33 protein-coding genes are annotated in these 21,898 nt (G+C 59.1%); 29 read left to right on the plus strand and 4 right to left on the minus strand.

The window, feature by feature from the left end; all coding sequences use genetic code 11:
• Positions 1-3 precede the first annotated feature (3 nt).
• From rpsS to rplQ, 22 genes are all read left to right on the plus strand, one after another.
• A complete protein-coding gene (gene rpsS, locus NXC24_RS07885) occupies positions 4-282 on the plus strand; it encodes a 30S ribosomal protein S19 (RefSeq protein ID WP_004118389.1) in 279 nt (92 codons plus the stop codon).
• Between the two features lie 2 nt (positions 283-284).
• Positions 285-674, plus strand: a complete 390-nt coding sequence (rplV, locus tag NXC24_RS07890) for a 50S ribosomal protein L22 (RefSeq protein ID WP_004118391.1) — start codon at positions 285-287, stop codon at positions 672-674.
• Positions 674-1,399 carry a 30S ribosomal protein S3 gene (gene rpsC, locus NXC24_RS07895; protein WP_104822786.1) on the plus strand — a complete coding sequence of 242 codons (726 nt, stop codon included), beginning with the start codon at positions 674-676 and terminating at the stop codon, positions 1,397-1,399. The genes rplV and rpsC overlap by 1 nt, the downstream gene beginning before the upstream one ends.
• Positions 1,400-1,435: 36 nt before the next feature.
• Positions 1,436-1,849 (plus strand): 50S ribosomal protein L16, encoded by a 414-nt coding sequence (gene rplP / locus NXC24_RS07900; RefSeq protein ID WP_004118395.1) that lies wholly within the window; start codon positions 1,436-1,438, stop codon positions 1,847-1,849.
• An 11-nt stretch (positions 1,850-1,860) separates the two neighbouring features.
• Complete coding sequence (gene rpmC, locus NXC24_RS07905; protein WP_007690763.1) at positions 1,861-2,061, plus strand: 50S ribosomal protein L29; 201 nt, start codon at positions 1,861-1,863, stop codon at positions 2,059-2,061.
• A gap of 12 nt (positions 2,062-2,073) precedes the next feature.
• Positions 2,074-2,313: a 30S ribosomal protein S17 gene (gene rpsQ / locus NXC24_RS07910; protein WP_028753969.1), complete on the plus strand. Its 240-nt coding sequence runs from the start codon at positions 2,074-2,076 to the stop codon at positions 2,311-2,313.
• A 225-nt stretch (positions 2,314-2,538) separates the two neighbouring features.
• Positions 2,539-2,907, plus strand: coding sequence for a 50S ribosomal protein L14 (gene rplN, locus NXC24_RS07915; RefSeq protein ID WP_003573790.1), 369 nt, complete (start codon positions 2,539-2,541; stop codon positions 2,905-2,907).
• 11 nt (positions 2,908-2,918) lie between these two features.
• Positions 2,919-3,227, plus strand: coding sequence for a 50S ribosomal protein L24 (rplX, locus tag NXC24_RS07920; protein WP_104822787.1), 309 nt, complete (start codon positions 2,919-2,921; stop codon positions 3,225-3,227).
• Positions 3,220-3,777 (plus strand): 50S ribosomal protein L5, encoded by a 558-nt coding sequence (rplE, locus tag NXC24_RS07925; RefSeq protein ID WP_004118404.1) that lies wholly within the window; start codon positions 3,220-3,222, stop codon positions 3,775-3,777. The genes rplX and rplE overlap by 8 nt, the downstream gene beginning before the upstream one ends.
• A gap of 33 nt (positions 3,778-3,810) precedes the next feature.
• Entirely contained in the window at positions 3,811-4,116 is a 306-nt protein-coding gene (gene rpsN, locus NXC24_RS07930; protein ID WP_028753966.1) for a 30S ribosomal protein S14, read from the plus strand.
• A 12-nt stretch (positions 4,117-4,128) separates the two neighbouring features.
• The gene (rpsH, locus tag NXC24_RS07935; RefSeq protein ID WP_104822788.1) at positions 4,129-4,527 is read left to right on the plus strand and encodes a 30S ribosomal protein S8; all 399 of its coding nucleotides are present in this window, start codon (positions 4,129-4,131) and stop codon (positions 4,525-4,527) included.
• 42 nt (positions 4,528-4,569) lie between these two features.
• The gene (gene rplF, locus NXC24_RS07940; RefSeq protein ID WP_104822789.1) at positions 4,570-5,103 is read left to right on the plus strand and encodes a 50S ribosomal protein L6; all 534 of its coding nucleotides are present in this window, start codon (positions 4,570-4,572) and stop codon (positions 5,101-5,103) included.
• Positions 5,104-5,115: 12 nt separating this feature from the next.
• Complete coding sequence (rplR, locus tag NXC24_RS07945) at positions 5,116-5,478, plus strand: 50S ribosomal protein L18 (protein WP_104822790.1); 363 nt, start codon at positions 5,116-5,118, stop codon at positions 5,476-5,478.
• Between the two features lie 128 nt (positions 5,479-5,606).
• Positions 5,607-6,176: a 30S ribosomal protein S5 gene (gene rpsE, locus NXC24_RS07950; RefSeq protein WP_104822791.1), complete on the plus strand. Its 570-nt coding sequence runs from the start codon at positions 5,607-5,609 to the stop codon at positions 6,174-6,176.
• 13 nt (positions 6,177-6,189) lie between these two features.
• A complete protein-coding gene (rpmD, locus tag NXC24_RS07955) occupies positions 6,190-6,402 on the plus strand; it encodes a 50S ribosomal protein L30 (RefSeq protein ID WP_007690786.1) in 213 nt (70 codons plus the stop codon).
• Positions 6,403-6,418: 16 nt separating this feature from the next.
• Positions 6,419-6,889 carry a 50S ribosomal protein L15 gene (gene rplO, locus NXC24_RS07960; RefSeq protein ID WP_104822792.1) on the plus strand — a complete coding sequence of 157 codons (471 nt, stop codon included), beginning with the start codon at positions 6,419-6,421 and terminating at the stop codon, positions 6,887-6,889.
• 224 nt (positions 6,890-7,113) lie between these two features.
• Positions 7,114-8,454, plus strand: a complete 1,341-nt coding sequence (gene secY, locus NXC24_RS07965; RefSeq protein WP_104822793.1) for a preprotein translocase subunit SecY — start codon at positions 7,114-7,116, stop codon at positions 8,452-8,454.
• Positions 8,451-9,110: an adenylate kinase gene (locus NXC24_RS07970; protein ID WP_104822794.1), complete on the plus strand. Its 660-nt coding sequence runs from the start codon at positions 8,451-8,453 to the stop codon at positions 9,108-9,110. Before secY ends, NXC24_RS07970 begins: the two co-directional genes overlap by 4 nt.
• A 209-nt stretch (positions 9,111-9,319) precedes the next feature.
• Entirely contained in the window at positions 9,320-9,688 is a 369-nt protein-coding gene (rpsM, locus tag NXC24_RS07975; RefSeq protein WP_004118424.1) for a 30S ribosomal protein S13, read from the plus strand.
• 133 nt (positions 9,689-9,821) lie between these two features.
• Positions 9,822-10,211, plus strand: coding sequence for a 30S ribosomal protein S11 (gene rpsK / locus NXC24_RS07980; RefSeq protein WP_004118426.1), 390 nt, complete (start codon positions 9,822-9,824; stop codon positions 10,209-10,211).
• Between the two features lie 103 nt (positions 10,212-10,314).
• The gene (locus NXC24_RS07985) at positions 10,315-11,325 is read left to right on the plus strand and encodes a DNA-directed RNA polymerase subunit alpha (RefSeq protein ID WP_028753958.1); all 1,011 of its coding nucleotides are present in this window, start codon (positions 10,315-10,317) and stop codon (positions 11,323-11,325) included.
• 47 nt (positions 11,326-11,372) lie between these two features.
• Complete coding sequence (gene rplQ, locus NXC24_RS07990; protein WP_104822795.1) at positions 11,373-11,795, plus strand: 50S ribosomal protein L17; 423 nt, start codon at positions 11,373-11,375, stop codon at positions 11,793-11,795.
• A 94-nt stretch (positions 11,796-11,889) separates the two neighbouring features.
• Here the strand turns inward: rplQ and NXC24_RS07995 are convergent, their stop codons facing one another.
• Complete coding sequence (locus tag NXC24_RS07995; protein ID WP_104822796.1) at positions 11,890-12,759, minus strand: DUF817 domain-containing protein; 870 nt, start codon at positions 12,757-12,759, stop codon at positions 11,890-11,892.
• Positions 12,760-12,953: 194 nt separating this feature from the next.
• Between NXC24_RS07995 and NXC24_RS08000 the strand changes: the two genes are divergently transcribed.
• Positions 12,954-13,367, plus strand: a complete 414-nt coding sequence (locus tag NXC24_RS08000; RefSeq protein WP_245463945.1) for a DUF2809 domain-containing protein — start codon at positions 12,954-12,956, stop codon at positions 13,365-13,367.
• An 11-nt stretch (positions 13,368-13,378) separates the two neighbouring features.
• Here the strand turns inward: NXC24_RS08000 and NXC24_RS35050 are convergent, their stop codons facing one another.
• On the minus strand, positions 13,379-13,555 hold the full coding sequence (locus NXC24_RS35050) for a hypothetical protein (RefSeq protein WP_158704434.1): 177 nt from the start codon (positions 13,553-13,555) through the stop codon (positions 13,379-13,381).
• 70 nt (positions 13,556-13,625) lie between these two features.
• Between NXC24_RS35050 and NXC24_RS08005 the strand changes: the two genes are divergently transcribed.
• The 5 genes from NXC24_RS08005 to NXC24_RS08025 all read left to right on the plus strand — a co-directional run bounded on the left by NXC24_RS08005 (position 13,626) and on the right by NXC24_RS08025 (position 18,048).
• The gene (locus NXC24_RS08005; protein ID WP_245463946.1) at positions 13,626-14,252 is read left to right on the plus strand and encodes a TetR/AcrR family transcriptional regulator; all 627 of its coding nucleotides are present in this window, start codon (positions 13,626-13,628) and stop codon (positions 14,250-14,252) included.
• Between the two features lie 146 nt (positions 14,253-14,398).
• Positions 14,399-14,875, plus strand: a complete 477-nt coding sequence (locus NXC24_RS08010; RefSeq protein WP_104822798.1) for a MarR family transcriptional regulator — start codon at positions 14,399-14,401, stop codon at positions 14,873-14,875.
• A complete protein-coding gene (locus NXC24_RS08015) occupies positions 14,872-16,944 on the plus strand; it encodes an FUSC family protein (protein ID WP_104822799.1) in 2,073 nt (690 codons plus the stop codon). Before NXC24_RS08010 ends, NXC24_RS08015 begins: the two co-directional genes overlap by 4 nt.
• A 4-nt stretch (positions 16,945-16,948) precedes the next feature.
• Positions 16,949-17,158: a DUF1656 domain-containing protein gene (locus NXC24_RS08020; protein WP_092844950.1), complete on the plus strand. Its 210-nt coding sequence runs from the start codon at positions 16,949-16,951 to the stop codon at positions 17,156-17,158.
• Positions 17,155-18,048: an HlyD family secretion protein gene (locus tag NXC24_RS08025; RefSeq protein WP_104822800.1), complete on the plus strand. Its 894-nt coding sequence runs from the start codon at positions 17,155-17,157 to the stop codon at positions 18,046-18,048. Before NXC24_RS08020 ends, NXC24_RS08025 begins: the two co-directional genes overlap by 4 nt.
• A 52-nt stretch (positions 18,049-18,100) precedes the next feature.
• On the opposite strand, the gene msrQ is transcribed toward NXC24_RS08025, so the two are convergent.
• Both msrQ and msrP read right to left on the minus strand, forming a co-directional pair.
• Positions 18,101-18,757: a protein-methionine-sulfoxide reductase heme-binding subunit MsrQ gene (gene msrQ, locus NXC24_RS08030; protein WP_104825067.1), complete on the minus strand. Its 657-nt coding sequence runs from the start codon at positions 18,755-18,757 to the stop codon at positions 18,101-18,103.
• Positions 18,754-19,704 carry a protein-methionine-sulfoxide reductase catalytic subunit MsrP gene (gene msrP, locus NXC24_RS08035; RefSeq protein ID WP_104822801.1) on the minus strand — a complete coding sequence of 317 codons (951 nt, stop codon included), beginning with the start codon at positions 19,702-19,704 and terminating at the stop codon, positions 18,754-18,756. Before msrP ends, msrQ begins: the two co-directional genes overlap by 4 nt.
• A gap of 343 nt (positions 19,705-20,047) precedes the next feature.
• Here msrP and ilvD point away from each other — a divergent pair, with 343 nt between their 5' ends.
• The gene (gene ilvD / locus NXC24_RS08040; protein WP_104822802.1) at positions 20,048-21,886 is read left to right on the plus strand and encodes a dihydroxy-acid dehydratase; all 1,839 of its coding nucleotides are present in this window, start codon (positions 20,048-20,050) and stop codon (positions 21,884-21,886) included.
• Positions 21,887-21,898: the final 12 nt, after the last annotated feature.

The raw sequence follows: 21,898 nt of genomic DNA on the forward strand, positions 1-21,898 counted from the left end.
CAAGTGGCTCGTTCAGTATGGAAAGGTCCGTTTGTTGACGGCTATCTTCTCAAGAAGGCTGAGAAGGTGCGCGAAGGCGGACGTAGCGAAGTAATCAAGATGTGGAGCCGTCGCTCCACGATCATGCCGCAGTTCGTTGGTCTCACCTTTGGTGTTTACAACGGCAGCAAGCACATTCCGGTCAGCGTCAACGAAGACATGGTCGGTCACAAGTTCGGCGAGTTCGCCCCGACCCGTACCTATTATGGTCACGGTGCGGACAAGAAGGCGAAGAGGAAGTAACAATGGGCAAGGCAAAAACCGAACGCCGGCTGAAGGACAATGAGGCGCAGGCAGTTGCGCGCACGCTCCGTGTCAGCCCGCAGAAGCTCAACCTGGTCGCGGCTTCGATCCGCGGCAAGAAGGTTGACCGCGCGCTCGCAGAGCTGGAATTCTCGCGCAAGCGTATTGCTGGCGCCGTGAAGAAGACGCTCGAATCTGCGATCGCCAACGCTGAGAACAACCATGATCTCGACGTTGACTCGCTGGTCGTGGCGGAAGCCTACGTCGGCAAGTCGATCGTCATGAAGCGTTTCCACGCTCGTGGCCGTGGCCGCGCGTCTCGTATCGAGCGCCCGTTTGCGCACCTGACGATCGTCGTTCGTGAAGTGGAAGCTCAAGGGGAGGCCGCATAATGGGTCAGAAAATCAATCCAATCGGTTTTCGTCTTGGCATCAACCGTACTTGGGATAGCCGCTGGTTTGCGGACAATGCCGAGTATGGCCAGCTCCTCCACGAAGACCTGAAGATGCGCAAGTTCGTCATGAACGAACTGAAGCAAGCCGGTATCTCCAAGGTGGTCATCGAGCGCCCGCACAAGAAGTGCCGCGTCACGATCCACTCGGCTCGTCCGGGCCTGATCATCGGCAAGAAGGGCGCTGATATCGACAAGCTCCGCAAGAAGCTGTCGGACATGACGAATTCCGAAACGCACCTCAACATCGTTGAAGTTCGCAAGCCGGAAATCGACGCGACGCTGGTTGCCCAGTCGATCGCTCAGCAGCTCGAGCGCCGTGTAGCTTTCCGTCGCGCCATGAAGCGCGCCGTTCAGTCCGCGATGCGTCTTGGCGCCGAAGGCATCAAGATCACCTGCGCCGGCCGTCTCGGTGGTGCGGAAATCGCTCGTACGGAATGGTACCGTGAAGGTCGTGTGCCGCTGCATACGCTGCGCGCCGACATCGACTACGGTACGGCTGAAGCAGAAACCGCTTTCGGTATCTGCGGCATCAAGGTCTGGATCTTCAAGGGCGAAATCCTTGAGCACGATCCGATGGCCTCCGAACGCCGCGCGCTCGAAGGCGACGCCCAGGGTCCGGCTAGCCGCGATCGCGATAGAGACCGCCGCCGCGAAAACGCTTGATAGCGTTCGTGGCAGATAAGTTCGGAGAATAAGAAAATGTTGCAGCCAAAGCGTACGAAGTACCGCAAGCAATTTAAGGGCCGCATCAAGGGCGTTGCCAAGGGTGGTTCTGACCTCGCATTCGGCGAATTCGGTCTGAAGTCGCAGGAGCCCAACCGCGTCAACGCTCGTGAGATCGAAGCGGCTCGCCGCGCGATCACGCGTTATATGAAGCGTGCCGGCCGTGTATGGATCCGCGTGTTCCCGGATGTTCCGGTAACCGCAAAGCCGACCGAAGTCCGCATGGGTAAAGGTAAAGGCTCTGTCGAATACTGGGCATGCAAGGTCAAGCCCGGCCGTATGATGTTCGAGATCGATGGTGTGAGCGAGGAAATCGCTCGTGAGGCTCTGCGCCTCGGCGCCGCCAAGCTCTCGGTCAAGACGCGCTTCGTGCAGCGCATTGCAGAGTAAGGAAGAAGCTCATGAAAGCCGCAGATGTTCGCGCCCTGAGCGCCGACCAACTCAAGGACGAGCTTGCCAAGCTGAAGAAGGAGCAGTTCAACCTGCGCTTTCAGAAGGCGACCGGCCAGCTTGAGAAGTCCTCGCGCATCAACGAAGTCCGCAAGGACATCGCCCGCGTGAAAACCATTGCCCGCCAGAAGGCGGCAGAAGCAAAGGCCTAAAGGAAGAATAACATGCCGAAGCGCATTCTGCAGGGCGTCGTGGTCAGCGACAAGAACGAGAAGACGGTAGTTGTCCGCGTGGAGCGTCGTTTCGCTCACCCGCTGCTTCAGAAGACCGTTCGTCGTTCCAAGAAGTACAAGGCTCACGACGAAAACAATCAGTACAAGGTCGGCGACGTCGTTTCCATCGAGGAATGCGCGCCGATCTCCAAGGACAAGACCTGGACGGTCGTTTCCGCCCAGGCCAAGTAACAGAATTTCGCTCAGGCCCTTGCGCTTGGGCGAAATATCTGTATGAAGCACGAGCTTGGAAGCAGGACGCTCGAGAACGGGCGTTCTTTTGCTTTATTGATGGCCGGCGAAGGTGACCCAGGTGGTCCTGACTGCCGGAGAAATCAGACAAGACACTAGTCCATAAGCCGGGGTAGGGGGCTGTTTAGCCCAACCATTCCGGTAACAACAAGAAGGCGACCTGACATGATTCAGATGCAAACAAACCTCGACGTGGCGGATAATTCCGGCGCACGTCGTGTCATGTGCATCAAGGTGCTGGGCGGCTCGAAGCGCAAGTATGCCTCGATCGGCGACGTCATCGTCGTTTCGATCAAGGAAGCCATTCCGCGCGGCCGCGTGAAGAAGGGTGACGTGATGAAGGCGGTTGTCGTTCGCACCGCCAAGGACATCCGTCGTCCGGATGGCAGCGTCATCCGCTTCGATACCAACGCAGCAGTCCTCATCGACAACAAGAAAGAGCCGATCGGCACCCGTATCTTCGGACCGGTTCCGCGCGAACTTCGCGCCAAGAACCACATGAAGATCATCTCGCTGGCTCCAGAAGTACTGTAAGGAGCGGAGCGATGCAAAAGATCCGTAAAGGCGACAAGGTTGTCGTATTGGCCGGCAAGGACAAGGGCCGTACCGGCGAAGTCATTCAAGTGCTGCCGAAGGAAGACCGCGCGGTCGTCCGTGGCGTCAACGTCATCAAGCGCCACCAGCGCCAGACGCAGACCCAGGAAGCCGGCATCATCAGCAAGGAAGCCCCGCTTCACCTGTCCAACATTGCGATCGTCGACAAGGACGGCAAGCCGACCCGCGTCGGTTTCAAGGTTGTAGATGGCAAGAAGGTCCGTGTGGCCAAGACCTCGGGAGAAGTGATCGATGGCTGAGGCAAAGTACGAGCCGCGGCTCAAGAAGGAATATGTCGCCCGCATTCGCGCAGCGATGCAGGAGAAGTTCTCCTACGCCAACGAAATGCAGATCCCGAAGCTGGACAAGATCGTGATCAACATGGGCGTTGGCGAAGCAACGGCTGATTCGAAGAAGCCGACCGTTGCTGCTGCCGACCTCGCAGCGATCGCCGGCCAGAAGCCGGTCATCACCCGCGCGCGCAACTCCATCGCTGGCTTCAAGGTCCGCGAAAACATGCCGATCGGCGCCAAGGTGACGCTGCGCGGCGCCCGCATGTATGAGTTCCTGGATCGTCTGGTCAACATCGCGCTCCCGCGCGTTCGCGACTTCCGCGGCCTGAACCCGAAGAGCTTTGACGGTCGTGGCAACTTCGCCATGGGCATCAAGGAGCACATTGTGTTCCCTGAGATCAACTACGACAAGGTTGATCAGATGTGGGGCATGGACATCATCGTTTGCACGACGGCGACGACCGACGACGAAGCACGGGCTCTTCTGAAAGAGTTCAACTTCCCGTTCCGTCAATAACCGTAACGACGAGCGTAGAAAAGGAACCCTGATATGGCGAAGACAAGCGCAGTCGAAAAGAACAAGCGCCGCCGCAATACGGTTGCCAACCAGTCCGCGAAGCGGGCTGCCCTGAAGGCAATCATCATGAACCAGTCTCTTCCGATCGAAGACCGGTTCAAGGCCACTCTGAAGCTGGCATCGCTCCCGCGCGATGGATCGAAGACCCGCATTCGCAACCGTTGCGAAGTATCTGGTCGCCCGCGCGCCTATTACCGCAAACTGCGCATGTCGCGTATCGCGCTGCGTGAACTCGGCAATCTCGGCAAGGTGCCGGGTATTGTCAAGTCGAGCTGGTAAGGAGCAGATTAGATGACTATGACTGATCCTTTGGGTGATATGCTCACCCGCATCCGCAACGGCGCTTCCCGCCGCAAGTCGTCGGTTTCGACGCCTGCGTCCAAGCTTCGTGCGCGTGTTCTCGATGTTCTGCAGGCTGAAGGCTACATCCGTGGCTACTCCGTCGTCGATTTCGGCAACGGCAAGTCTGAGCTCAACATCGAGCTCAAGTACTATGAAGGCTCTTCGGTGATCCGTGAGATCGGCCGTGTGTCCAAGCCGGGCCGCCGAGTTTATGTCTCGGTCAAGTCCATTCCGCAGGTCGCGAACGGCCTCGGCATCACCATCCTTTCGACTCCGAAGGGTGTGATGGCCGATCACCAGGCTCGCGAACAGAATGTTGGTGGCGAGGTTCTCTGCTCGGTCTTCTAAGATCGAACAGAGATCTCCCTCGAAACAGACAGGTTTGAAAAAATGTCTCGTATCGGTAAGAAGCCCGTTCAGGTGCCTGCAGGAATCACGGCCTCGGTTGATGGCCAGAAGGTGACTGCTAAGGGCCCCAAGGGCGAACTGGTTTTCGTCGCTAACGACGAAATCGGTCTCAAGCTGGAAGATAATGCAATTGTCGTGACGCCGCTCAACGACTCCAAGGATGCTCGCGCAAAGTGGGGCATGTCCCGCACGATGATCGAGAACATCCTGAAGGGTGTTAAGGACGGCTACGAGCGCAAGCTCGAAATCAACGGCGTCGGCTACCGTGCCTCCATGCAGGGCAAGAACCTGCAGCTCGCGCTCGGCTTCAGCCACGACGTGGTTTATGAGCCGCCGGTCGGCATCACGATTGCTGTGCCGAAGCCGACGGAAATCGTCGTCTCCGGCATCAACAAGCAACAGGTCGGCCAGGTTGCCGCTGAAATCCGCGAATATCGCGGTCCTGAGCCCTACAAGGGCAAGGGCGTCAAGTATGCCGACGAGCGGATCGTCCGCAAAGAAGGCAAGAAGAAGTAAGGATCACGCGAAATGGCTAGCAGGAAAGAAGCACTTGCACGTCGTGCCAACCGCGTGCGCCGTCAACTCAAGTCGGTGGCCAATGGCCGTCCGCGCCTGTCGGTTCATCGCTCGTCGAAGAACATCTACGCCCAGATCATCGATGATGTGGCTGGTAAGACGCTTGCGTCTGCCTCCACCCTCGACAAGGATCTTCGCGGTTCTCTGAAGACCGGTGCCGACACCGCAGCCGCTGCTCTTGTAGGTAAGCTCGTCGCCGAGCGTGCCTCCAAGGCCGGCGTTAAGGAAGTCGTGTTCGACCGCGGCGCCTTCATCTACCACGGCCGCATTAAGGCCCTGGCCGATGCAGCCCGCGAAGGCGGCCTGACCTTCTGATCAAGTTTCCGGCCGGCAGCTTTCGAGCGCCGGCCGGATATCACCGGACCGCTGATCTCCTTCGGGAGGTCGATGCGGTCTTCGTTTTGTTTGCCGATTGCACCCGGAAAAGAAAAAGGAAGAGGACAATGGCACAGGAAAAGAGGGCTCCGCGGGAAGACCGCCAGAGCCGTGAAGAGCGCGATAGCGAATTCGTCGACAAGCTGGTCGCGATCAACCGCGTCGCCAAGGTTGTAAAGGGTGGCCGCCGTTTCGGTTTCGCCGCTCTCGTCGTCGTCGGTGACCAGAAGGGCCGCGTAGGCTTTGGTCATGGCAAGGCACGCGAAGTGCCGGAAGCGATCCGCAAGGCAACCGAAAGCGCCAAGCGCGACATGATCTTCGTACCGCTGCGTGACGGCCGTACGCTGCATCACGACGTTCATGGCCGCCATGGCGCCGGCAAGGTTCTGCTGCGCTCGGCCAAGGTCGGTACCGGTATCATCGCCGGCGGCCCGATGCGCGCCGTTTTCGAAACGCTCGGCGTTCACGACGTCGTTGCCAAGTCGACCGGTTCGTCGAACCCGTACAACATGGTTCGCGCCACGTTCGACGCCCTGAAGCACCAGGTTCACCCGAAGGACATCGCAGCTCAGCGCGGCATCAAGTATGCCACTCTGCAGGCTCGCCGCGCGTCCTCGGGCAACGCCTCCGAAGAATAAGGGAGTTTGACCTATGGCCAAGACGACCAAGAAGGCTGAAGCCAAGGCGACCGTTACGGTCGAGCAGATTGGCAGCCCGATCCGCCGTCCGGATGTTCAGCAGAAGACGCTGATCGGTCTCGGACTGAACAAGATGCACCGTCGCCGCACGCTGGAAGACACTCCGGCTGTTCGTGGCATGATCCGTGCTGTCCAGCATCTCGTTCGCGTTGTCGACGAGAAGTGAGCCGGAGGTATTCGCTATGAAACTGAATGAGATCAAGGATAACGAAGGCTCGACCCATAGCCGCAAGCGCCTCGGCCGCGGCATCGGCTCCGGCTCCGGCAAGACCGGCGGCCGTGGTGTGAAGGGTCAGAAGTCCCGTTCGGGCGTTGCCATCAACGGCTTCGAAGGCGGTCAGATGCCCATCTACCGTCGCCTGCCGAAGCGCGGCTTCACCAACATCTTCGCTGCCGACTACGTCGTTGTGTCGCTGGCTCGCATCCAGGCTGCCGTCGATGCCGGCAAGCTCGATGCCAAGGCAACCGTCGACGCAGCAGCCCTGAAGGCTGCGGGCGTGATTCGCCGCGTCAAGGACGGCGTTCGTGTTCTCTCGGACGGCGAACTGAAGGCGAAGCTTTCGCTGGAAGTTGCAGGCGCCTCCAAGCCGGCGGTCGAAAAGATCGAAAAGGCTGGCGGTTCCATCAAGCTGCTCGCTTCTGTCGCAGAATAATCTTATCAATAAATCGCCCGGGGTGCTTCACACCGGGCGATTTTGCTCCCATATGTGAGCCTCACGAACCTGAGCGATGCAGCAGTGTCTTTTCAGGGAATAACGGGAATCAAGGGTGAGGCATCCGATTGCAGTGCAATCCGTCCAAAACCCGGCTTTTGAACAATTAAAGACTGATTCCGGACCCGGCCGATTATGCCGGAATTGGTAATGCGGAGATTTGCATGGCTTCTGCAGCGGAACAATTGGCATCCAATCTCAATTTTTCGACCTTTGCCAAAGCCGAGGATCTCAAGAAGCGACTGTGGTTCACGCTCGGCGCTCTCCTCGTCTACCGTCTGGGTACCCACATCCCGCTTCCGGGCCTCAATCCGGCGGCCTATGCCCAGGCCTTTCAGAATCAGTCCGGCGGCATCCTCGGCCTTTTCAATATGTTTTCCGGCGGCGCCGTGCAGCGCATGGCGATTTTCGCGCTCGGCATCATGCCCTATATTTCCGCTTCGATCATCGTGCAGCTCATGACCTCGGTCGTGCCGGCGCTCGAAAACCTGAAGAAGGAAGGCGAGCAGGGGCGCAAGATCATCAACCAGTACACCCGTTACGGCACGGTGTTGCTCGGCGCCTTGCAGGCCTATGGCATTGCGATCGGCCTTGAGCACGGTAATGGCGTGGTTCTCGACCCAGGCTGGTTTTTCCGCCTTTCGACGGTCGTCACGCTGCTCGGCGGCACGATGTTCCTGATGTGGCTTGGTGAACAGGTTACCTCGCGCGGCATCGGCAACGGTATTTCGCTGATCATCTTCGCAGGCATCGCAGCCGGTCTGCCGACCGCGCTTGCCGGTACGCTGGAACTCGGCCGCACGGGCGCTCTGTCGACCGGCCTCATTCTGGCTGTGCTTGTCGTTGCTGTCCTGGTCATCGGGCTTATCGTCTTCGTTGAGCGCGCCCAGCGCCGCCTCTTGATCCAGTATCCGAAGCGCCAGGTTGGCACCCGCATGTTCCAGGGCGATACCTCGCACCTGCCGCTGAAGCTCAACACATCAGGCGTTATTCCGGCGATCTTCGCATCTTCGCTGCTGCTGCTGCCTGCGACCGTCGCCGGTCTCGGCAACAACACGGCCCTGCCGACCTGGGTTACCTCCATCGTCGCGGCCCTTGGCCATGGTCAGCCGATCTACATGGTGCTCTACGGTGCCTTGATCGCCTTCTTCGCTTTCTTCTACACGGCGCTGGTCTTCAATCCGAAAGATACGGCCGACAATCTGAAGAAGCATGGCGGCTTCATTCCGGGCATCCGCCCGGGTGAGCGCACTGCCGAATATATCGATTATGTGCTGACCCGAATCACGGTGATTGGCGCGATCTATCTTGTCTTCGTCTGCATTCTGCCCGAAATTCTCGTGTCCCAGACCGGTATTCCGCTGTCTCTGGGTGGCACTTCGCTTCTGATCGTGGTTAGCGTAACGCTGGATACGGTGGCGCAGATTCAGGGTCACCTGATTGCACAGCAATATGAAGGCCTGATCAAGAAATCGAAGCTGCGTGGAGGAAAGAGGGGGCGATGAGATTAATACTTTTGGGGCCGCCGGGCGCAGGTAAGGGGACCCAGGCCCAGCGTATCGTGGAAAAGTACGGCATTCCGCAGCTTTCCACGGGCGATATGCTGAGGGCTGCGGTGGCGGCCGGGACTGAAGTGGGCAAGCGCGCCAAGGCCGTCATGGATGCCGGCAAGCTTGTTTCAGACGAAATCGTCAATGCCATCGTGTCCGAGCGCATCGATCAACCGGATTGCGCCAAGGGCTTCATTCTTGACGGTTATCCGCGCACGCTCATTCAGGCCGACGCGACCGAGGAAATGTTGAAGGCGAAAGGCCTCAACTTGTCCGTCGTGATCGAGATCAAGGTTGATGACGCCGTGCTCGCCGATCGTATTTCGGGCCGTTATACCTGCGCCAACTGCGGCGCCGGCTATCACGACGAAAACCTGAAGCCGAAGGTGGAAGGCGTATGTGACCGTTGCGGTTCCACGCACTTCAAGCGCCGTGCCGACGACAACAGGGAAACGGTGGTCGAGCGCCTGCAGGTCTACTACAAGGAAACCTCGCCGCTCATCGGTTACTACTACGCCAAGGGCAAGCTTCAGTCGGTCGACGGAATGGCCGATATCGAGCATGTGACCACCGATATCGATGCCATCCTGTCCAAGCTTTGGATGGCCTAAAATAAACTTGCCGGGGCGGTTGCTTTTTTGCGCTGATTCCGCTAAACACCGCGCCAACTCGCGACATGCCATGCGATCGGCGCGGATTTCCGTAGGGAGGTCCGGGTACGGTCGTTTTGACGTGTTACGGACCCAAGTTTGAACAAGCAGCTCCAGGGCTGCATAACAAAACCTTTTGCTCAGGCAGAGGGAATGCAAGGAGAACAGGCGTGGCTCGTATCGCTGGCGTCAACATCCCGACTGCAAAGCGCGTTGTAATTGCGCTTCGCTACATTCACGGGATCGGACCTAAGTTTGCACAGGAAATCTGCGAGAAGGTCGGTATCCCGGCCGAGCGTCGCGTCAACCAGTTGACGGATGCTGAAGTTCTGCAGATCCGCGAAACCATCGACCGCGACTATCAGGTCGAAGGCGACCTTCGTCGCGAAACCGCGATGAACATCAAGCGTCTGATGGACCTTGGCAGCTACCGCGGCCTGCGTCATCGTCGCGGCCTCCCGGTTCGCGGCCAGCGCACCCATACCAATGCCCGCACCCGCAAGGGTCCGGCAAAGGCTATTGCTGGTAAGAAGAAGTAATTTCCGGGAAACCGGATTTGGGAGGCTGGCGGTCTGCGCCGGCCTCTTTTGAGTTTGGAGCGGGACCATGTAGGTGCCGTTCCGGTGTAGCCGCTGGCATTACGGCGGTGAAGAGATCCAAGAAAGGACTACCATGGCCAAGGAAGCCGTCCGCGTTCGCCGTCGCGAGCGCAAGAATATCACGTCGGGCGTTGCGCACGTCAATTCGACCTTCAACAACACGATGATCACCATCACCGATGCACAGGGCAACGCGATTGCCTGGTCGTCCGCTGGTGCCAAGGGCTTCAAGGGTTCGCGCAAGTCGACCCCGTTCGCTGCTCAGATCGCTGCTGAAGACTGCGCCAAGAAGGCCCAGGAACATGGCATGAAGTCGCTGGAAGTCGAAGTTTGCGGCCCGGGCTCCGGCCGTGAATCCGCTCTGCGCGCGCTCCAGGCTGCCGGTTTCATGATCACGTCCATTCGCGACGTGACCCCGATCCCGCACAATGGTTGCCGCCCGCGCAAGAAGCGCCGCGTCTGATCATCGCCACTCACGACACCGGCCGGCGCATATGCGTCCGGCTTGGTGCTTCTCAAGCTCGGTTGTCACGATTGGATGGTGGCAACGAACGGAAGGCAAGAACATGATTCAGAAAAACTGGCAGGAACTGATCAAGCCAAACAAGGTCGAGTTTTCCTCGAGCGGCCGCACCAAGGCTACGCTCGTGGCAGAACCGCTGGAGCGTGGCTTCGGTCTCACCCTCGGCAACGCGCTGCGCCGCGTTCTGCTGTCCTCTCTGCGCGGCGCCGCTGTGACGGCCGTGCAGATCGACGGCGTGCTGCATGAGTTCTCCTCTATCCCGGGTGTTCGGGAAGACGTGACGGACATCGTGCTGAACATCAAGGAAATCGCCATCAAGATGGATGGCGATGACAGCAAGCGCATGGTCGTCCGCAAGCAGGGCCCAGGCGTAGTAACGGCTGGCGACATCCAGACGGTCGGCGACATCGAAATCCTCAATCCCGAGCATGTCATCTGCACGCTCGACGAGGGCGCCGAAATCCGCATGGAATTCACCGTCAACAACGGCAAGGGCTACGTCCCGGCCGAGCGCAATCGTGCGGAAGATGCTCCGATCGGCCTCATCCCGGTCGACAGCCTTTATTCGCCGGTCAAGAAGGTGTCCTACAAGGTTGAAAACACCCGCGAAGGACAGGTTCTCGACTACGACAAGCTGAGCATGTCGATCGAAACCGATGGCTCGATCACCGGCGAAGATGCCGTCGCTTTCGCGGCTCGTATCCTCCAGGATCAGCTTGGCGTCTTCGTCAACTTCGACGAGCCGCAGAAGGAAGCCGAAGAAGAAGCAGTCACCGAACTTGCTTTCAACCCGGCGCTCCTCAAGAAGGTGGACGAACTGGAACTGTCTGTTCGCTCGGCAAACTGCCTGAAGAACGACAACATCGTCTATATCGGCGACCTCATTCAGAAGACCGAAGCAGAAATGCTCCGCACGCCGAATTTTGGTCGCAAGTCGCTGAACGAAATCAAGGAAGTTCTCGCTTCCATGGGCCTGCACCTCGGCATGGAAGTGCCGGCATGGCCGCCCGAGAACATCGAAGATCTCGCTAAGCGTTACGAAGACCAATACTAACCAACAAACTGCAGGCGAGCGATGCCTGCAAGTGAAGGAGAATAGCCATGCGCCACGGTAAAGCCGGCCGCAAGCTGAATAGAACCGCTAGCCACCGTAAGGCGATGTTCGCCAACATGGCGGCTTCGCTCATCACCCATGAGCAGATCGTCACCACGCTCCCGAAGGCGAAGGAAATTCGTCCGATCGTCGAGAAGCTGGTTACCCTCGGCAAGCGCGGCGACCTGCACGCTCGTCGTCAGGCCATCTCGCAGATCCGCGACGCCGCTGTCGTCTCGAAGCTCTTCGATGCGATTGCAACGCGTTACGCCACCCGCAACGGCGGCTACCTGCGCATCATGAAGGCAGGCTTCCGCCAAGGCGACAATGCCGCCCTCGCAGTTGTCGAATTCGTTGATCGCGATATCAATGCCAAGGGCGCAGCCGACAAGGCTCGCGTTGCTGCTGAAGAAGAAGCTGCCGCCGCTTAAGGCCAGCTTCGCATACAAGATTAAAAGGCCGGATGAGCGATCATCCGGCCTTTTGTCGTTTACGACTTTGAAATGCCAGCTTTGATGCGCGCCCTTACTCCGGAATATGGACGTGCTGTTTGATGTGCTTCAGATTGGCGACAATGGTGAAGGTCATGATGACGAGAAGGCACCATGAACTCCACTTGCCGATGTGTACCATCGACCAAGCACCGAGCTGATTTGGATATTTCCATATGCCGAGAAAGGTGCTGATATTTTCCGCCAGCCAAATGAAGAAGCCGATCAGGACGAATGACAGTAAGAGCGGCATCCGCCGGTCACGATCATAAGGGCGGAATATCACCGTCGAGCGCGCATAAAGGCCCATGAGGCAAGCGGCAATATACCAGCGATAGTCACCAATATAGTGATGCGTGAAGAAATTGGCGTAGATCACCAAGGCTGATGCACCGGCCATCCAATAGGGCGGGTGATGTTTGATGCGAAGATCGAAAAGCCGCCAAGCCTGAATGATGTAGCTGCCAACCGCGGCGTACATGAAGCCCGAGAACAACGGAACACCAAGCAGCTTCGTGTAGGCATGATCCGGATAGGCCCAGGATTGTATGTTGCCGGAGGTTTTGAAGACTTCGAGTGCAAAGCCAACGACATGAAAGAGACAAACGGCTTTTAGCTCATCAAAGCTTTCAAGCTTTGCCCAAACCATCCAAATCTGGATGGCCAGCGCAATGATCAGCAACACATCGTAGCGCGGAATATGAAGAAGCCCGGCGCGGGGAACTGTGAAGACCGCCAGAAAGAACAATCCCGCGAAGAGACAGGCGCGGGCCTCTTTCAGCCCGAAGAAAAGGAATTCGATTGCAAAACGATGAAGGCCTGTCAGGTCGGAAGGGCGCGGATTTGGATCAAGGCAGCTATCGCCGTCCGGCGTGCGATTTTCCCATGAAACGACTTTGGCCATCAAATGCTCCCCCGCGGCGCCGGTGAATCGCCGGACTGATTGCTGACACGAGGAGCATGGCAAAATTACAGCTTAACCTTGTATTGGCGCGATCTATCTCTTCCGTTGAAAATCGGCGAAGGGCATTGCTTTTCCCGGCTGCCGCGGCAAACGTGCCCTGAAACTCATGTCCGTTTTCGCGGGATGGAGCCGCATTGAAAGCTTTGACACCATATAGAGGGAAAAGGATCCTGCTGTGCTCAGCCTTGTTGCTGACATTAGCCAGCGGCCTCGCGCTCCGGCGCTATGGTTATGCGATGCATCTGCCTTTCGTCGCAGTCAAATATGGTGGCTCATTATTGTGGGGAGCGATGGTCTACTGGCTTTTGGCTACCCTTTTCGTTGCGACAGGGCGTTTCAGGATCGCCGCAGCGGCGCTGATCGTTGCTGTCCTTGTCGAGCTTTTCAGGCTTTGGCACACGCCGACGCTGGATGCATTTCGGCTGACCACCGCCGGAGCCCTGTTGCTGGGACGAGTCTTTTCGCTCTGGAATATCCTGGCCTATGCCGCCGGTATCGCGGCGGCACTGGTGCTTGATTACGCGCTGTCGAGGCCAGCTTCGGTTTGAATCCTAGCGTCTTATTCGGCGGCTGCGGCTATCCGCGCGACTACCAGCGAATGATTCATCAAGCGCATAGAGACATGGCGTTCGTTGCCATGCTCGGCAGGGTCGAGGTGGCCGATGCTATCGAGCAGTTCCTCATTCGCCCAGGCCTGATAGCGGAAAAGAGTCTGCAGTAATGACGATTCGCTCATAATGACGTTGCCCTTTTCGTCGGCGGAAAAATGCGAGTAGAATGTTCACATTTTATGGAGTGGGGAGCGCGTGTCTACTCGCATTCAAAAGTCGCGTTTACCGATGCGCAAAGAGCCGAGCCAGGCGCGTTCGCGGGCAACGGTCGATGCGATTATCGAGTCGGGTGCTCGCATTTTGGGTGATCGCGGATGGGTCGGGTTCACGACGAATACCGTCGCGGCCGTTGCCGGCATCAGCATCGGTTCGCTCTATCAGTATTTTCCGGACAAGCTCTCTTTGGTCGAAGCCATAAGGCGCCGCCATTTCGACGAGGTCCTGGCCTTCCTGCGCCAGGCGGTCGCCAGCGATTTGCCGCTGCGGCAGAGTGTCGAAGCTCTTGTCCAGGGGATGATCGCTGCGCATAGCGTCAATCCCGACCTTCATAGGGTGTTGCTGGATGAGGTGCCGGGGCTTGAGGGGTCGAGGTCGGCCCATGATGCCTTCCTGGCAGATTATCAAAATCATTACAGGGCTTTTGTTGCAGCACATCGAAGTGCCGATGCCGGGCCTTCCAACGATGTCCTTGCACAGCTTCTATCCGGCGTCGTCGAAGGCGTGATCCATAATGGAGCCAGAAAGGGCACATTGGATTCGCCGGAGTTGAAGCAGGAACTAATCAAGATGATCTGCACTTATCTTGGCGGCGTCGATCGATAGGAAGTGATTCGAGCGACGAGGCGGCCCCGCTACCTAGCGGGAATACAGTCTCTCCTCGCTATTCGCATGGCTGCATTTCGCATTTCAAATACCACTTCGGATCATAATAATTTGAATTCTAATTAGTTTAGTGCTAATGGAATTTCATGAAATCGCTAAACGCTCTGCAACGCATATTCACCGCCAATCTGCTGACGACCGGCCGCCAATGGCGCCGGGTCGTCGATCTTGCGCTGAGCTCCTATGGCATATCGGAGGCCGCGGCCGCGCCGCTGCTTTGGATCGGCCGTCTGGGGGGAGGCGTGCGGCAGGTGGCTCTCGCCACCTATGTCGGCATCGAAGGCCCGTCTCTCGTCCGGTTGCTCGATCAGCTCGAAAGCATGGATCTCGTCATCCGCAAGGATGATCCGACAGATCGGCGTGCTAAAAGTCTGTGGCTGACGCCGGAGGGCGAAAAGCTGGCTTCCCGTATGGAAGATGCGCTCGACGAGCTGCGCGGCAACATTCTGGCCAATGTGGACCCGGCCGATATCGAAGCTGCCATTCGCGTCCTGAAGGCTTTTGAGGAATTCGAGCCGCCGAAGGCGGCTGACGCCGAGCAGGAACGGGAGAAGGTCTTATGAGCATTCCCTCCTGGCGTGACTGGCTGTTTTCGGTCAAAGCCTTCATTGCGGCAATCATGGCGCTGTTCATAGCGCTGTCGCTGGATTTGCCGCGCCCCTATTGGGCGATGGCCGCCGTTTATGTCGTCGCCAATCCCCTTGCCGGGGCAACCAGCTCCAAGGGGCTCTATCGTGCCTTGGGTACGCTCCTCGGCGCCACCGCGTCGGTGATCCTTGTCCCGCTCTTCGTCAATGCGCCGGAATTGCTGTCCGTCGTCGTCGCGCTCTGGACCGGCACCTTGCTGTTCATCTCCATGCTCGATCGCACCTCGCGCAGCTATGTCTTCATGCTGGCCGGCTATTCGCTGCCGCTGATCGCGCTGCCGACCGTCGGCGCGCCCGAAACCGTCTTCGATGTGGCGCTTGCCCGCTCCGAGGAGATCATCATTGGCATCGTCTGCGCGAGCGTTGTCAGCGCTATCGTCTTTCCGAGCAGTGTCGGTCCGGCACTTGGCCAGCGCATCAGCTCCTGGTTGGATGATGCCGGCATCTGGGCGGACGAGATTCTGCGCGGCGAAGGGGCTTCTCCCGCAACGCCCCTGAAGCGGCAGAAGCTCGCCGCTGACGTCTCCGGCCTTGATCTCGTCATCAGCCAGTTGCGCTATGATGCAGGCAGCCGCGATATCGTCAGGCATTCGCGCGAGCTGCGCGGCCGTCTGTTGATGCTGTTGCCGCTCTTCTCGTCTCTTGCCGATCGCCTGCATGCGCTGAAAGCCGGTGGAAAGCCGCTGCCGCAGGAACTGGTCACGGTGCTCAATGAAGTGGCCGATTGGCTAGGGCAGGGCGGTCGCGGCAAGGCCGACGATACCGCCGATAGCTTGCTCAAAAAGATTGGCGACTTGCAACAGGATGATCTGAATCTCAGTTGGGACGATCTCGTCCGGTCGAGTGCGCTCGATCGCCTCAAAGAAATCGTCGATCTCTGGCAGGATTGCCTGACGCTGCGCGACCAGATCGTGTCCGGCCGGCAGGTGGGCACATGGCGGCCCGCCTTTCGTCACCGCAATGTCGTTGGGCGCAGCCGGCACTATGACTATGCCTTGCTTGCTTTCTCGGCCGGTGCAGTCGTCGTCGGTATCGCCGTCGCCTGCTTCTTCTGGATCTATTCCGGATGGCAAGACGGCGCCGGCTTCGTCACCATGGCGGCCGTCGCCTGTTCGTTTTTCGCCTCGCTTGATCGGCCTGCACCCTTCATCACCTCGATGTTCATCTGGTGCGCCATGAGCCTGCTCATCGCCTGCGTCTATATCTTCGGCATCTTGCCGTCGATCTCCGGTTTCGAAATGTTGGTACTGGTCTTCGCGCCGCCTTTCCTGGTGATGGGCCTGTTGATCCCGCGCCCGCAAACCAACATGCTCGCCATGCTGCTGGCGGTGAATGGCGCGACCTTCATAGCGCTGCAGGACCGCTATACGGCCGATTTCGCCAGCTTCGCCAACAGCGCGATCGCGGCTCTGGCGGGTGTCGGCTTTGCCCTGGTCTGGACCTTGCTCACCCGTCCCTTCGGCGCAGAACTTGCCGCCTGGCGGTTGGTTAGAGCCGGCTGGACCGATCTCGCCGAAACCGCGGCTGGCATCCGCCGCGCGGATCACGAGCGACTTTCCGGCCGCATTCTGGATCGCCTCGGGCAACTTGTGCCGCGCCTTGCAGGCATCGAAGATCGCGAATTGAAGAAGGTCGACGGTTACGCCGATGTCCGCCTCGGCTTCAACGTGCTGATGCTGCAGAAGGAGCGTGGGCAACTGAGCGCTGCTGCCGCCGCATCCGTCAGTGAAGTCCTGATCGGCGTTTCGGATTTCTATCGCTCGAGGCTAAAGGCCAAGCGTGCGGTGGATCCCTCCAACGAATTGCGCGTGTCGATCGACCATAGTCTCGAAGCGGTCGCGCAGGAAAAGCGGCATTCCGGCCGGGCGAGCCTCGATGCGCTCGTCGGCCTTCGCAGGGCGCTTTTCCCCCATGCCGAGCCGCCGGCGAGCTGGCGGCCGCCCCTATCGGATACAACTCAACCTCTTCCCATTGCCGCCGAGTAATATCATGCCCGCAGAATTCGATCTCTATGGCGTCTACATCCCACGCCTTCTCGTTCTCATGCTCGTGACGCTGTTTGCCGTCATCATTCTTCGACGCCTGCTCGCATGGATCGGAGCCTACACTCTGGTCTGGCATCGCGGTCTTTTCGATCTCGCGCTTTACGTCTTGCTGCTCGGCGCCGTCTCCTCTGTCTCTCGTTGGTATTTTACATGAACGCGTTCAAACTCATCGGCCGTGTGGCCGTCACTCTCATCTTCGTCGTTGCCGCCGTCTATGTCGGCCGCCAGCTCTGGGGCCATTACATGGACGAACCCTGGACGCGCGATGCGCGCCTGAGGGCTGATGTCGTCGGTATTGCGCCCGATGTTTCCGGCTTGGTGAGCGATGTGCTCGTCAAGGACAACCAGTCCGTCAAGAAGGGCGATGTCCTTTTCCGTGTCGATCGCGATCGTTTCGCTATCGCTCTCGAGCAGGCGGATGCTGCGCTCGCCAGCAGCAAAGCGGCTCTCGATCAGGCCCGCCGCGAAAGCCAGCGCCAGGAACGCCTCGGCGATGCCGCTTCCCTGCAGCAGAAGGAGCAGGCGCAGACCACCGAGCAGCAGGCCGAAGCCTCTCTCCGGCAGGCAACCGCAAATCGCGAACTCGCTCAGTTAAACCTCGACCGTTCCGAGGTCCGCGCTACTGTCAATGGTACGATCTCGAACCTCACCCTGCGCCCAGGTGACTATGTCTCTGCCGGCACCGCCAAGGTAGCGTTGATCGACACCGATTCCCTGCGCGTCGAAGGCTATTTCGAAGAAACCAAGCTGCCGCGCATCCATGTCGGCGACGAAGTTTCCATTCATCTGATGGGGCAGGTCGAGAAGCTGACAGGCCATGTCGACAGCATCGCCTATGGAATCGAGGATCGCGAACGCACCTCGGGCAGCTTGCTCGCCAATATTACCCCGACCTTTAGTTGGGTCCGCTTGGCACAGCGCGTACCCGTGCGCATCGCTCTCGACAAGGTGCCTGACGGCACGAAGCTGATCGCTGGCCTGACGGCGACGGTGGAGGTTTCGCAGCAGCAAAGCAAGGTCGCCCTCGGGTCGGCCATCGAATAACGAATGGATGCCCCGGATGGCTGCCGCTCACCATCCGGCTTCAACTCCAATCTTAAGCTGCTTTGGAGCGGGAAAGCGCGGCCGGTGTCCGCGCCGCTCTGCGCTTCTCCATCATGATCGGGCGATACGACCGATAGAGGATCATCGCCATCAGCAGGCCGATATAGATATATTGCTCCAGCGAGAGCACCTTGGTCGACAGCGCGAAATGCAGCGCGCCGCAGGCGGCGATGATATAGACCAGCCGATGCAGCCAGATCCATTTCTTGCCCAAACGCTTGATGGAAAAATTGTTGGAGGTCACGGCCAGTGCCAGCAGCATCACCAGCCCGGCCATGCCGAACATGATGAAAGGCCGCTTCAGCACGTCGTTGATGACAGCCTGCACGTCGAGCGCCTGGTCGAGGACCATGTAGACCGCCAGATGCATCAGCACGTAGTAGAAACAGAGCAGGCCGAGCGCCCGGCGGTAGCGCAGGTAGTTCCAGCCGAACAGATCGCGCGCCGGGGTGACGGCGAGTGTCAAGAGCAGGAAGCGGATTGCCCAGAGTCCAAGGAAGAGCTCGAAAGTCTTGACCGCGTCGGCGCCGAGCTGGTCCGTGGCGCCGAGATAGAATTCCCATGCGGCCGGTATCAGGCCGACGACGTAAAGCGCCCAGACGGAAGCAGGTTGCCAGCGTTTGGGCAAGGCGAGGGAAAGAGCCATCAGAAATTCGCCCTCAAGTCCATGCCGGCATAAAGGCTTGCGACCTGATCGGCATAGCCGTTGAAGGGCAGGGTGGGGTGGCGGTTGGCGCCGAAGAAGCCGCCTTCGCCGATGCGGCGTTCGGTCGCCTGGCTCCAGCGCGGATGATCGACCGCCGGATTGACGTTGGCATAGAAGCCATATTCCTGGCTGTTGGTCGCCTGCCAGGTGTTCAGCGGCTGCTTGTCGGTGAGCGTGATGCGCACAATCGACTTGATGCCCTTGAAGCCGTATTTCCATGGCACGACCAAACGGATCGGAGCGCCGTTCTGGTTCGGCAGTGTCTCGCCATAGAGACCTACGGCGAGCAGCGTCAGCGGATTACGCGCTTCATCGAGCCGCAGGCCTTCGACATAGGGCCAGTTGAGGGACTGGAAAACGCCTGACTGCCCCGGCATCTCTTCCGGCCGCACAACCGTCTCGAAGGCGACGAATTTGGCGCTGCCGAGCGGCTCGACTTTGTCGAGCAGTGCGGAAAGAGGAAAGCCGTCCCAGGGAATGACCATCGACCAGGCCTCGACGCAGCGCATGCGGTAGACGCGTTCTTCCGGCGGAAATTCCTTGATCAGCGCGTCGATATCGAATGTGCCGGGCTTGCCGACCATGCCATCGACCTTGACGGTCCAGGGCCGTGGCTTGAACTTGCTGGAGAGGTTGGCCGGGTCGGACTTGTCGAGACCGAATTCGTAGAAATTATTGTAGGTGGTGACATCCTTGATTGGCGTCAGCTTCTCGTCGACCGTATAGTTGCTTTTGGTCGCTGTCAGCGCCTCGGCCATTGCGGTCTTGCTGCCGATGGCCGCCATGCCGATACCGGCGGCCGCTGCCGTCAGGAATTCGCGGCGCTTGAGATACACCGAGCGCGGCGTGATCTCGGAAGAGGCGATCTTCGGCGGGCGATAGGAAGGCATTACGATATTCCTTTCTACGATCGTAGAGATGATACGATCTCTACGCGGGAGAAGCACGGTTTGTTACCGTCTTACGACGTTATTTCTTTTGAACGGAAACCAACTTTTTGTGTTGGTTCGTGATGGAATAAACGGCCTTCTGCGTTGTCCGTATCATCTGGCTGATGATTGAGCTCGAGGCTATGTTCGCCCCTACGGCGTACCGGATTCGATCGAGTTGATAGTGACAGTCCAGTGCGATTGGATTAGGACAATTTCAAAAAGCAGGAATGTCGGCGCTCCCTTCGGCGCAAAGCCCAGGCCGGCCGACGCCTCACATTTCCAAGACGACGAGGAAGACACCATGCCAGCTTATCGTTCCAGAACCACGACCCATGGCCGCAATATGGCGGGTGCGCGCGGCCTTTGGCGCGCGACGGGTATGAAGGACAGCGATTTCGGCAAGCCCATCATTGCGGTGGTGAACTCCTTCACCCAGTTCGTGCCAGGCCACGTCCACCTCAAGGATCTCGGCCAGCTCGTCGCGCGCGAAATCGAAGCTGCCGGCGGTGTCGCCAAGGAATTCAACACGATCGCCGTCGATGACGGTATCGCCATGGGCCATGACGGCATGCTCTATTCGCTGCCTTCGCGCGAGCTGATCGCCGACAGCGTCGAATATATGGTCAATGCTCATTGCGCCGACGCCATGGTCTGCATCTCCAATTGCGACAAGATCACCCCCGGCATGCTGATGGCCTCGCTGCGCCTCAACATCCCGACTGTTTTCGTCTCCGGCGGCCCGATGGAAGCCGGCAAGGTGGTCCTGCACGGCAAGAAGCATGCGCTCGATCTGGTCGACGCCATGGTTGCCGCTGCCGATGACAAGATCAGCGACGAAGATGTGCAGGTTATCGAACGCTCGGCCTGTCCGACCTGCGGCTCCTGCTCGGGCATGTTTACCGCCAATTCGATGAACTGCCTGACGGAAGCGCTTGGTTTGTCGCTGCCCGGCAACGGCTCGACGCTCGCCACCCATGCCGACCGCAAGCGTCTCTTCGTCGAGGCCGGCCATCTGATCGTCGATCTCGCCCGGCGCTATTACGAGCAGGAGGATGCTTCCGTCCTGCCGCGCACCGTCGCTTCGAAGCAGGCCTTCGAGAACGCCATGGCGCTCGATATTGCCATGGGCGGCTCCACCAACACGGTTCTGCATATTCTCGCGGCCGCGCATGAAGGCGAAGTCGATTTCACCATGGCTGACATCGATGCGTTGTCGCGCCGCGTGCCTTGTCTGTCGAAGGTTGCACCGGCCAAGAGCGACGTTCACATGGAAGATGTGCACCGTGCCGGCGGCATCATGTCGATCCTCGGCGAACTCGACAAGGGCGGCCTCATCAACCGCGATTGCCCGACCGTTCACGCCGAAACTCTCGGGGACGCCATCGACCGCTGGGACATCACCCGCACCAACAGCGAAAGCGTGCGTGAATTCTTCCGCGCCGCACCGGGCGGCATTCCGACCCAGGTTGCCTTCAGCCAAAACGCCCGTTGGGAAGAACTCGACACCGATCGTCAGAACGGTGTTATCCGCTCCGTTGAGCATCCCTTCTCCAAGGATGGCGGTCTCGCCGTTCTCAAGGGCAATCTGGCGCTGGACGGCTGCATCGTGAAGACGGCCGGCGTCGATGAATCGATCTTGAAATTCTCCGGTCCGGCCAGGGTCTTCGAAAGCCAGGACGCATCCGTCAAGGCCATCCTCAGCAACGAGATCAAGGCCGGCGACGTTGTCGTCATCCGCTATGAAGGCCCGAAGGGCGGCCCCGGCATGCAGGAAATGCTCTATCCGACGAGCTATCTGAAGTCGAAGGGCCTGGGCAAAGCCTGCGCGTTGATCACCGACGGCCGCTTCTCCGGCGGCACCTCTGGCCTCTCCATCGGCCACGTTTCGCCTGAAGCGGCAAACGGCGGCATGATCGGCCTGGTGCGCGAAGGCGACATGATCGATATCGACATCCCGAGCCGTACCATCAGCCTGCGCGTCGACGACAAGGAACTTGCCGCTCGCCGCGAAGCTCAGAACGCCAGCGGTTGGCATCCGGTCGAAGCACGCAAGCGCAATGTCACCACGGCGCTGAAGGCCTATGCTGCTTTCGCGACCAGCGCTGACCGGGGTGCTGTTAGAGATCTCGGCGGGAAGTAATCAAACCCCTTC

The sequence above is a fragment of the Rhizobium sp. NXC24 genome, from assembly GCF_002944315.1.
Taxonomy (GTDB): domain Bacteria; phylum Pseudomonadota; class Alphaproteobacteria; order Rhizobiales; family Rhizobiaceae; genus Rhizobium.